The 12,080-nt window shown below is 46.2% G+C and carries 5 protein-coding genes; all 5 read right to left on the bottom strand.

The genetic code is table 11. The features are described from left to right. Positions 1-156 precede the first annotated feature (156 nt). The 5 genes from AC4IFB_RS07940 to AC4IFB_RS07920 all read right to left on the bottom strand — a co-directional run bounded on the left by AC4IFB_RS07940 (position 157) and on the right by AC4IFB_RS07920 (position 12,069). A complete protein-coding gene (locus tag AC4IFB_RS07940; RefSeq protein WP_490779950.1) occupies positions 157-456 on the bottom strand; it encodes a tyrosine-type recombinase/integrase in 300 nt (99 codons plus the stop codon). Positions 457-610: 154 nt separating this feature from the next. After that, positions 611-1,708 (bottom strand): response regulator, encoded by a 1,098-nt coding sequence (locus tag AC4IFB_RS07935; protein WP_490779865.1) that lies wholly within the window; start codon positions 1,706-1,708, stop codon positions 611-613. Beyond that, positions 1,695-5,960, bottom strand: a complete 4,266-nt coding sequence (locus AC4IFB_RS07930) for a response regulator (protein WP_490779864.1) — start codon at positions 5,958-5,960, stop codon at positions 1,695-1,697. Before AC4IFB_RS07930 ends, AC4IFB_RS07935 begins: the two co-directional genes overlap by 14 nt. A 276-nt stretch (positions 5,961-6,236) precedes the next feature. Continuing rightward, positions 6,237-11,324, bottom strand: a complete 5,088-nt coding sequence (locus tag AC4IFB_RS07925) for a diguanylate cyclase domain-containing protein (protein ID WP_490779863.1) — start codon at positions 11,322-11,324, stop codon at positions 6,237-6,239. A 28-nt stretch (positions 11,325-11,352) separates the two neighbouring features. Beyond that, positions 11,353-12,069, bottom strand: a complete 717-nt coding sequence (locus AC4IFB_RS07920; RefSeq protein ID WP_490779862.1) for a hypothetical protein — start codon at positions 12,067-12,069, stop codon at positions 11,353-11,355. Between the last annotated feature and the right edge of the window lie 11 nt (positions 12,070-12,080).

Genomic DNA, 12,080 nt, shown 5'->3' with positions numbered 1-12,080 from the left:
ACCCGACGCTCCAGTCGCTCCTTCCGCTCGGGTGATGGCGGGCGTTCGCCTCTTGGAAATGCTGAAGAATTAAATGGCGATGATTATCGATAAATGCGAAATATGCGAGGAAAAGATCATCATTCCACTCCTAACTATAACCCACTCAGCTCCCACTTACTTTGCTCTATGCTGTAGTTTCGCCAGCTCGGCTACACCTGACTGATCCGGCGCCAGTTTTCTCCCATAATAGGCAGGCATCTCCGGTCGTTCCCAGTCCCCCGCCAACATCACCCGACCGATATCGATTCCGGCGGCCAACAAATCCTGGCAGGCACCAATCCGGCAGGCATGACCACTGACATCGCGGGGATCCAGTCCGGCGGCCTTGGCAACTCGTTGCACGGCACGATTGACTCCCTTGGTGCTGAGCGGTTCATCGAGGACCTCACCGCTCTTGGCTACGCCCCGGAAGATCGCCCCGGAGGTGTTGGGTAATCCCAGACCGGGATCTGCTGTTTGTTACAGCGCCGTAAGATCCTGACGGATCAGACTGCATTTATTCATGCCCGCGTGAGATAGAAACAGTGACGCCGAACTTAGAAGCGATTATTTTTTGTGCTTGGCATTATCAATTGTCTGAAAAGTTAACTAAGATTCTTTTGAATTCTGCTTCTAACTCTAAGAACGCTGAGACGATTACTGGATCAAAGTGCAAACCACTCCCCTCTTTTATGACTTTTACCGCCGTTTGATGGCTATAAGCTTCTTTATAGACTCGCTTGTTCACAAGCGCATCATAAACATCAGCTAGTGCCATTAAACGACCGGAAACAGGTATTTCATCTCCTTTCAAGCCATTTGGGTAACCACTGCCATCCCATTTCTCATGGTGAGTCAGTGCTACCTCTTTTGCGATTCCTAAGAAACTGGTTGTACCAATATCTTTTTCAGCGTTGAGGAGAGCATCAAAACCAAGTTGGGCGTGTGTAGTCATGATGTTCCATTCATCGTCATCCAATTTTCCTGGTTTAAGTAGAATACTATCAGGGATGCCCACTTTGCCAATATCGTGAAGTGGTGCAGATCGAACTATTCGATCAATATTATCATCAGTCAGATAATCACGGTAATCAGGATGGTTCTGTAGTTCTTCGCAAAGTATCTTTATATAATGTTGTGTACGCTGAATATGGTAGCCAGTTTCACTGTCTCGCGTCTCAGCCAGAGAGGCCATACAACAGATAGCAACATCCTGTGTTTTACGTATTTCGCTCGTACGTTCTCTAACTCGACTTTCCAGAAGCAGATTCTCTTCATTTAACAGCTTTTTACTCCTGGCCAAAGCCAAATGGTTAGAGACACGGCTTTTAACAATAGGTGGACTGATCGGTTTTGTTATGTAATCAACTGCACCTAAATTAAACCCTTTGACCTCATCATCTACTTCACTTTTTATTGTCAAAAAGATGATTGGAATCTCTGAAGTAAGATGATTCTCTTTTAATTTTTTACACACTTCATAGCCATCCATGTTTGGCATTACAATATCGAGAAGAATTAGATCAGGCGGGTTTTCTCTATTAGTTGCCCTAGTGATGCCCTGTTGTCCATCCTTAGATATCAGAACCCGATACTCTTCTTTGAGTATTTCAACAAGTACATCGATATAAAATTTCTCATCATCGATTATAAGTACGCAGGCTTTTTCATTGCTATTCGCTTTCATTATATGACAGTCCAGTTTCGTCTATTATTTTTCGTAAGATCGGGTAAGCTTCCTCAAACTCGTAATTATCTATCTGGTGTTGTAAATCCGATATTAATTCAGCCATATCTGGCTTTATTGTGAGAATTTGAGCTGCACATTGATCCAGTAGATTGGAAGATCCGGAATCACCATTCTTTATCGCATTAGTTAATTGCTGGCATAGATCATCTAACTGAGATGTTGAAGTTAGCTGTTGTACGTTAGAGGAATTTGATGTTGCAGATATCAACTGTTGTATATTGCGGATACTATTAAAAGTGACCTCGGCCTGTGTGATAAAGTTATCCAAATTGATATTTGACTCACTTTCAGGCTTAATTTCTTGAAAAGCAGCAAGCAACTCATGGGATGCCTGTTGTAATTTTTTTGCACCTAGATTGCCAGCGACACCCTGTAGTGTATGTAACAGGCGATGTAATGCTTTATCCTCTCCTGATTTAATAAATTCATGAATCTGTGTCCCACTATCCCGATATCGTTCAAAAAACTCAATCAGTAATTTACCGTATAACCGCTCATTCCCCCCTACCCGCTTTACTCCCCACTCTGTATCAATGCCATTCAGATCACGAGGTAAATTCAACTCTACCTCACCTGCTGGTTTTGCAGCCCGATCGACAATAGGTCTATCATCGACAGGTAACCAAGCAAGTAACATTCGAGATAATTTATCGGGATCGATTGGTTTCGATATATAATCATCCATACCTACTGCTAGACAACGCTCTTTATCTCCTTGCATGGCATGTGCTGTCATTGCGATTATACGAGTATAGGTGTTGCACAGATCTTGTCTTATGCGGCGTGTAGCTTCTAGTCCATCAATACCAGGCATCTGTATATCCATGAACACTAATTCATAATCTGCTTGTTGAATTTTCTCTATAGCCTCTTCACCATTGTTTGCAATAACCACCAGTAAACCGAGTTTTTCCAATAGCTCTCTAGCAACTTGCTGGTTAATAGTATTATCTTCAACAAGCAAAACATTACCTCTAAATCTTCTTGAGATATGACTCTTAGTTGGCAGTGACTTTGTTTGTCCGGTTACCACTTCATGAACAGCATCAAATAATGTAGATGGACTTATAGGTTTTATCAAAACAGCATCCAGCTTAATTGCTTCTACCTGATTGAGTAACTCCTCACGATCATGTGCTGTTATAAGAATTATTTTAATATCAGCATCAAGATGTTCTCTAATATAAGCAATTGCTTCAAGTCCGTTGGTTTTTGGCATTCGCCAATCCATCAGTATCAGTCTAAAGCTGGTCGATTGTATATATCCATAGGCTTCATCAGCAGATGAAGCAGTTGTTACATGAAAAGAAAATGCTTCGAGCATCTCAGTCATAACATGTCTAGCAGTATCGTTATCTTCAACCAACAATACACTCATGCCTTGAAGATCTTCATTGGAAATAAATTGTCTATCTGACTGCTCTTCGGCAATGCCGAGAGGTAGTGTAAATTCAAATGTACTTCCTTTATCAACCTGACTGGATGCAGAAAGTTCGCCACCCATCAAATGAACTAGGTTATTACTGATACTCAGGCCGAGACCTGTACCTCCATGACGTCGTGAGACTGATGCATCTGCCTGAACAAATGCATCAAAGAGGTTTTGTATCTTATCTGCTTCAATCCCAATTCCTGTGTCGGTTATAGAAAATTTCAGTAAGCAGTTGGAAATACTTTTCTCAATAAGAGTTACCGAAATTAATATCTCTCCTTGAGGTGTAAACTTGATCGCATTTTGTACCAGATTCAGTAGTACTTGACCAATGCGTAGTGGGTCACCTATAACCTTGTGAGGTATATCAGGATCTTGTTTAAAGATTAGCTCCAAACCTTTAATGTCAGCTTTAAAACCGATCATGCTCGAAAGATTTTCCATAACTGAATCCATCTTGAATTCAATTTCATCTATTTCAAGCTTACCTGCTTCTACCTTTGAAAAATCAAGAACATCATTAATAATGCCAAGTAGATTGTGTGCGGATAATTTTATTTTACTTAAATAGTCATACTGTTTTTCAGTAAGCTCTGTCTCCAATGCAAGATGAGACAAACCTATTATGGCATTCATCGGCGTTCGTATCTCATGACTCATATTGGCCAGGAATTCACTTTTAGTACGGTTGGCCTGTTCCGCTATATCCATAGCTTTTTCCAGCCGCCGTTCCATCTGTATTCGTTGTGTAAGATTTATCAATATTCCTAAGTTCATCTCCTGCTTGTTCATACGAATTGGAATTGCTGAAAGCATTCCGTCAATAATATTACCTTTTAAAGTTTTAATCTGCAGACACTTATCGTAAACATGGGTTTTTCTTGATAATTGATTACGAACAGCATCTCTATCTGCTGGATCTGCGTAAAAAATTGACATATTCATATTAGTTATCGGCTTACCATCTGATTCGATCTCTTTCAGAGCATGAGGATTAGCTAATTGAATACGGCCCTTCTGGTCACTAACCACTATGGCGAGTGGCACTGTATTGATAATCTGACGCAACTGCTCTTCGTTCCGTTTGGCAATTAGATGTTTACGCTTTGATTGAATCAAGAGTAAGACAATTAGTAGTATGGTCATCGTTGCGAAACCGATTACCTCCCAAACCCGTGTATAATCAACTTTAACGTCATATCGAAGCGCCATCCATTTCTGGCTGATCTCTTTTTTGTCGTACTCTGTCATATCCCTGATGACTCGATTAAGAATGGGTATCATTTCCGGCCAATCTTTACGCACGCCAATCGATAGTTCATATTTGTATGGTGTTGGTGCACCGATCTTGATGTTTGTAATGCCTTTTTTTCTGATCAAGTGACTGCCGACAGTAAGATTACCCACATAAGCATCTACTTCATTCAATGAGAGTCTGGTTAAACCCTCTAAGGAGTTATCAACTGGAATGAGTTCTATATCAGGAAAGTCGCGTTGAAGATATTCCTGCGTAACATAGCCATCGACAATTGCCACGCGTCTATGCTTGAAATCTTCCAGACCCGTGATAAATGGCGACTGCTCAGTTACAAATATTACAAATGGAAAATCAAGGTATGGTTCAGTAAAATTTAAGTATTCAACTCTTTCCGGTGTTTCGACCAGTGCCGGCAATATATCAATTTCCTGTTTTTTCGCAGCCGCGACTATTTCTGACCAAGAAAGCTCTTTTACGATATCCAGTCTCAGATCGAGCTTGGCTTTTATGTACGCCATATAGTCGGATGAAATCCCTTGGTACGCTCCACTTTCGTCAACATACTCGATGGGTTCCCAGGCATTGTCGATTCCAATCTTCAATACACCCCGCTCTTTTAGCCAATCCCTCTCTTTTTGGGATAATGTAAATTTATAACTTGATGAATCGAATTCATTCGTTCCCAGCCAGTGATTGAGAATGTTCTGTTTTTCCTCCTGATCAATCGACTTCAATGCCTTGTCCATTGCAGATGCCAGAGGTGTTAATTGTTCACTTTTATGTATTGCAAATCGTTGATCGGAGGATCCAATACCTGAATTACCGCTAAAATGAAGATTAAAGAGTTGTTCTTGCTGAATCAGCCACTGAGCAACTGCTCGTGTGCCAATATAGGCATCCGCCTTATTCCAGAAAACAGCATTTAAAGCTTCTTTTGTCGATTTTACTGGTAACAGGTTAATCTGTGGATAAAGCTGTTGAAGCTGTTCCATCGTTGAAAAACCATTCTCGATAGCGACGGTTTTACCAAATAGCGATTCGATTCCATTAATATCTGTTCGATCCTTTCTCGACACAATCGATTTATGGGTTCGAAAAAATGGTGTTGTAAATATTAAATCTTTCGCGCGCTCATCATTTTTTACAATAGAGGCGCCAGCCTTCAGTTCACCTTGTCGAACCTTATCCAACATCTCCTTAAATGTTAATTCATGATGTATTTTAAAGGTGATACCTAGTTTATTTTCAATCAGTTTAAGGTAATCTGCTGCAATCCCACGGTGCTCGTTACCTGACATGAAGTCAATTGGGGGCCAACTTCCATCTACACCAATATCTATAATTCGATTATCTGCTAACCAGGAAATTTCTTTAGCTGTTAACGATATTTCATTTTTTGTTTTGTGATTCTGAATGGCGAGAATTGTCGCAGGAGCAAAACACAATAGTAGTAGATAGCTAGAAAGCAGAATATTAATATTTAATTTTTTCACTGTCATAGCACTTTGTCATTCAAACTTTTTTGGATGGATACACTTGCCTGCTAGAGGCTATATAGTTCTCGCATCTTGCACCTAAAATAATTAGCTAGAATTGATACGCACTGCTGTTTTCCCTGTTTAATGCCTGTTAACAGGCCCTGATTAGTCCATTTTAGATTCTTATCGATCTATCAATACTACGCTTTCGCCTGACTCATATTTAGCACTCTTTTCTGCTTCTTCAATAAGAGCGATGATATTTGCATAGATCCTCTTTTTATATTTCTTGTAATGTCATTGCAATTTTCCCTCTGCTACATCTGGAGCAGCACAGACCTGGTTCCGTCCCATTCGCTTGGCGCGATAAAGGGCGATATCCGCTTCACGCAGCAGCTGTTCTGTACCGCCCATCACACTAGGCACCATGGTTGCTGTACCTGCACTAACTGTCACCACTGCACCTATTGAGGAGTGTTCATGCTTAATTGCCAGCTCCTCGATTGCCCGGCGAACCTGTTCTCCCACATGGGCGACACCAGTTCGGTCGGTATTGGGTAGAATAAGAATAAACTCTTCTCCGCCATAACGAGCGACCAGGTCGGTGGGACGCAATAACTGCGCAAAGAGCGCTTCGGCTACGGCCACTAAACATTCATCTCCAGCCTGGTGACCGTAATTGTCGTTAAAAGCTTTAAAATGGTCGACATCCAGCATAATGATCGAGAGGGGTGATTTTTCTCTTCGCTGCCGAGTCCAAACCTCTTCTAAGTAATTATCTCCCCGGCGTCGGTTGGCAACACCGGTAAGACCGTCGCGCTCTGCCAGCCCCTGTAACTCCTCGTTGAGCTGCTCCAGTCGAGCGGTGCGTTCGACCACCTTCTCTTCCAAGGTTCGTGAGTAATCCTGAACCTGCTCATAGAGCCGTGCATTCTCAATCGCAACGGATGCTTGTGCTGCCAGTAGTCTAATAATTTCAACCCGCTCTTCGGTGAAGACGCCCTTGGTCAGATTGTTCTCCATATACAGCACGCCTTCAAATCGCTCTCGCCGCAGTGGAACGCATAGCACCGATTGTGGCATGGTTTTTAGCATGTAGGGATCCTGTGAAAACTCCCCTTCATGAACAGCGTCATGCAGCACAACAGCTTCGCCGCTATAGAGCACATGGCTAAGGAGGGTAACCGGCAGGGCCACCTTCTCCCCATCGGGAGTCGCTACCATAGAATGGATTGGCAGTTCGACCTTCGATAGCCCCTCGGGTGGCAGCTTGGCCACTTCTACTGTCAGACGCCCTTCTCGCCGTGCAATCAGGCACCCCCATTGACCACCAGCATTTTCCAACAATATACCTATGGTGGTTTCAAGCAACCGATCTAGTACGATCTCACCGGAGATCTCCCTTGATGCCTTCATTACTGATGCGAGATCCAGGTCATTTTTCTCATCTACAGCTATAGAGCTACGACTGCGTATACCCAGTTCTCGCAGAACGGGGTACTGTTCCTCCAGCTGAGTGACCTTACGTCGAGCTCCCCAACGGTCATAGAGATGGTGAGCACTGCGCAGATAGCCTTCAGCAGCACGCCGACGACCAAGCGCCAGGAGATGTTTGGCAGCCCATTCGCAGGCGGTGGCTTCGTCATGAAGAAAACCACTCTTTTGAGCCGCATCGATTGCTGCGTCATAAAGCTCCAGCGCAACATCCTGGGCCCCATCGAGCCGTGCCAGTTCAGCCTCCATCAGATACTGCAGGTGGCGAAAATTTGCCTCACAGTTGTCGGCCCAGCGTTTCATACGTTGGTGATCTTTTTCCAGCCGTTTGCGGGTTTCTCCCTGTTCATCTGCTTCCATATCAGGATAGTGAGTCGCCAGGGTGAGAAAGGCGACAACATAAAAACGAACCAGTTGAGGCAAAGACATGGCTGATTTAATCAAACGATCCTGTTCCCTTACATGCTCAAGGGCCTGGTTGTAGTCGCCATATAGCAGGCAAATCTCTGCACGATAGATGTGGTAGTTGGCGATACCAGTCATGAACTGACGCTGGCGCATACCGGCCAGGCACTCTTCCTCATCAAAGTTCTCATCACTCAGACTGCAGGGTGCTTCGGTGAGGCCCAACAGGTTGCGTTGCAGTTGCCGGAACAGGGTGCCGGAATCCAGAGAGTCCTGGTAGGCACACTCTCGTACGATCTCCAGATTCTCACTATGCAGTCGGTGAGCTGTCTCAAGATCCAGTGTCGGATCCCAGATCACACAATCCTGAGCGCTATAGGCGAGGTAGAGCAGGTCCCCCGACTGGTAGCCTGCCTCTATACCTTTTTTGAACCATGATGTGAGACTGCTCCAGTGGTTGCTCCAGTGGTGGACGAACATTGCATAGACGTAAATCACTCGAGCCCTCAAGGTTGGATCGTCATGAAGCTCGTTTATCTCCAGCCCTACTCTTCCATACTGAAATCCAACCTTCGGCTCATCAAGCTCTCCACACAAAAGCATGCCGTAGGCTGCATAGACAAAGGCAGACTCTGGGCAGTTACCATGTCGTAGAGAGAGATTGACCGCCTTTAAAACCAGATAGGTAAATAGATTGCCGCTACCGGAGAGAAAAGCTGCTGGAAATATCTCCATCAACAACCTCATACTTGCCAATGTAGCTGGATCATTGACCATCGGTACATTTATCAATTCGGCGATGCTTCTATCGCCCAGATTCATCTCAACCAGATTCCGCTCCTTATCGATATCCTCTGTTGTGGGGTGTTCAATGAGTTCCAGGCCGAGCATCTCCAAACCCTGAATAGCAGAGAGGATTGACTCTTCCATACGTCCGAGAGTGGCATATTGTCGTGTTCGGGTAGCGAGTATTTCAGCGCTTTTCAAGTCTGTTTCACTATGTTCCAACAGCACTTCTATCCACTTTTCCGCCTCTTCTGTGCGTCCGGTCAGATAGGCACATTGTTGGATTTCGGAGGCAACCCCCTGCATCAGCACGGGGGTATCCCGCCAGGGCCTGGCGGGTAGTAGTTCCTCTACTACACGCAGGTAGTTGAGGGCCGACTCATAGGCCCCGGATTGTCTGGCGCGAACACCTGCTCTCAGGTTCAGCTCAGCCAGTTGCAGTTGTTCCTCCTCCGATTCGATCAGTGGTCGTCCCTCATTGAGGTGGCCTACGATGTCGATGAGACGATCCTCTGGAATATCACCATCGGCAGAATGCAACATCAGACGTCCCACGGAGAGGTGTGCTTCTGGCAACCGCCGGGTATCAATTAGGGCATATGCTGCCTGTTGCATCCGATCATGTTGAAAACGGTAGGATGGATTGAACTCCAGTGATACGACATCCTCTCCCTGCACGCAACCATCGACAAGACGGTAATCGGTATGAAGAGGCAAGACTGTGTAGTGTTTGAGCGCTGGCATAAGCGCTGCTGCTGTCGCTGCAATCGGATGTTCATAAATTACAGAAAGTGTATGCAGGTCAAAAGTACTGCCGATACAGGCTGCTAACTGCAACACCTGTTGGGTTGCAGGTGGCAGCTGGCGTAAATTGTCCACCATGAATTCAACAACATTGTTGCTGATGTGGAACCAGTGCTCTGTATCCAGCTTCCAGTTCCAGCGTCCACTCTCTGAGTCTGGTGCAATGACACCATCCTTATGCAGTTGTCGTAGTAATTCGTTGGTGAAGAAGGGATTCCCCTGCGCCTTATCGAATAACATATCGCTTAGCTGGCGTGTCTCGTCTAAATCCTGGCACAGAGCATCTGCCACTAAGTGAGCAACCGAATCCCGGTTCAAAGGTCCTATGGGAAGCTGACGAATACTCTTCGACAACTGAAGGTCATCGAGCAACAGACGCAGAGGATGACCTACCCCAACCTCATTACTACGATAGGCACCGATAAGCAACAGATGGCTCAGTTCGCGAGAGGTCACAAAGCGACGTAACAGCTCCAGTGTCGGGGTGTCACTCCATTGCAGATCATCAAGAAACAGCACCACAGGGTGTCCATCTGCCGCAAACACCTGTAAAAAATTGGTGAGTACAATGTGTAGACGATTACGTGCCTCGGCAGGCGGCAATGCTACCACTGAGGGTTGATCGCCAATGATCAGCGCCAGTTCAGGCACCAGATCCACAGCCAGACAGGCGTTAGGGGTCAATGCATCCAATAGACGACTGCGCCAATTTGCCAAACGCTCCTCTGGTTCAGATAGAATTTGCTGCACCAGGCCACGGAAAGCGATTGCGATGGCGGTGTATACCTCTCCATGTTGAAACTGCTCGAACTTGCCCTGTACTAGAAAGCCCCTCTCCCGCACCAGGGGCCGGTCGATCTCATTCACCAGGGCCGACTTGCCAACCCCTGAATAACCATGAACCAGGCAAAACTCAGTACCTCCGGCTGCAGCCACCTCAAACAGTCCTAGAAGCTCTTGGATTTCCTGTTCGCGTCCGTAAAGGCTTTGTGGTACCAGAAACTTCTGCAAGAAATCTTTTTCGCCAAGTTTGAAGGGTTCGATTTCACAACCCGCCGCAAGCAGATCAACACAATGCTCCAGATCGTATATCAGTCCCTCTGCACTCTGATAGCGCTCCTCAGGACTCTTGGACAGCAGCTTGAGAACAATCGCCGACACTGCTTTGGGAACATGCGGAGAGATCTGGTGTGGCTCCGGCGGCAAGCGACTGATGTGACCATAGACCCATTCCAACAAGTCATTAGCTTGAAACGGCCGTGTACCGGTCAACAGTTCAAACAGCAGCACACCCAGGGAGTAGTAGTCGGACCGATAATCCAAATCCCGATTCATCCGTCCAGTCTGTTCTGGAGAAATATAGGGTAACGGACCTTCGAGGCGACGTGACATCTGCACCGCTTGACGTTCCTGATCCAATTCTGAGGCGATACTAAAGCCGGCAATGGCAATCGCACCACTGGCAGGATCGAACAGCACATGACGCGGAGTCAAAGCTTTGTGTACGATATCTTTGGCGTGTATATCACCCAGGATGCGGGTAAGGTGCAGGGCAATCTCAAGTACTTCGGTCAGTGGCAGACCACTCCCCCCCGCCTTGGACAGGTGGGAATCGAGAGTACCCTTAAACAGTTCAGCAACCAGCGCCAGATTGCCGCTTCCATGTGCAAGCACCGCATGCACATTCTGTACACCATCGACCTCAGCCAGGCGTTGTGCGATAGTCCCTGCGCGTCGAATCTCCGCTACCTGCTGACGCTCAGGGTATTCCGCGTCAAGGGTCTCTACAGCAACAGCTGTGTTGTCGGCAAGACGTTGAGCTCGATAGACCACGCGCCCTACAGATCGATAGAGTACCGGCCCAACCTCATATCCAGGCAATTGAAGTGTCGCCATCTTCAAGTATCTGATCCTTATCCGAGCTTCAGACGCCGAGCAGTCGATTGAAGGTTGCGCTGAACTCTTCGTGAGCAGTATCTCGTAAGGGTTCGCCGTGACCGCATAGCGCATGTTTGAAGACCAGCCTTTTGAGGCGTAAGAAGTCATCTCCCTGGGGCGAGGCTCTCTGCACCCAAACCGGACCGAGATTGGCCGGTGTAAAAAACCCCATCTGAGTCATCAACTCCCGGGAAGCGTCTGAGAAGTGTTCATCTGGTGCAATCCAGTTTTGCAGTGCATCGCAGGAGATTAGAACACCGCCGTCCCGGTCAAGGCGCAGTATCCCTTCAGGAATCTGGGTAGTACGGAAATCAAATAGAGAAGCATCTGATATTGGCAACGGGCCTTCCGGGGTAAGGGTGCGTGTCGCTTGAAGACCGGTTTCGTGCTCCATCTCTGGCATCGCCCAATACTCAGCGTTGTAGCGATCAACATAAAAAGGATCGTCACGTCCATGCAGTGAACCCAGACGAACCACATCAGTTACCTGGCCTAGCTGATCCAGCTCGGACAACCCCTCCTCGCTGAGACGCACACTGTTGATGATGATCAGACGCTCACCATCTCGTACCACTGTCATGTTGCGACTGAACTTCCAGTCTATATCCTGAAGCACAGTCTCCATAGCCCCACTGACAAAAAAGAGATTGGGAAAGACCTCATCGATAGCACCATGAGAAAGTGCCGGGGGAAACTGATCCATTAGTGAACTCC

It is taken from the genome of Candidatus Thiodiazotropha sp. AKIB8 (assembly GCF_058244675.1).
This window is presented reverse-complemented; position numbering and strand designations above follow the sequence as displayed.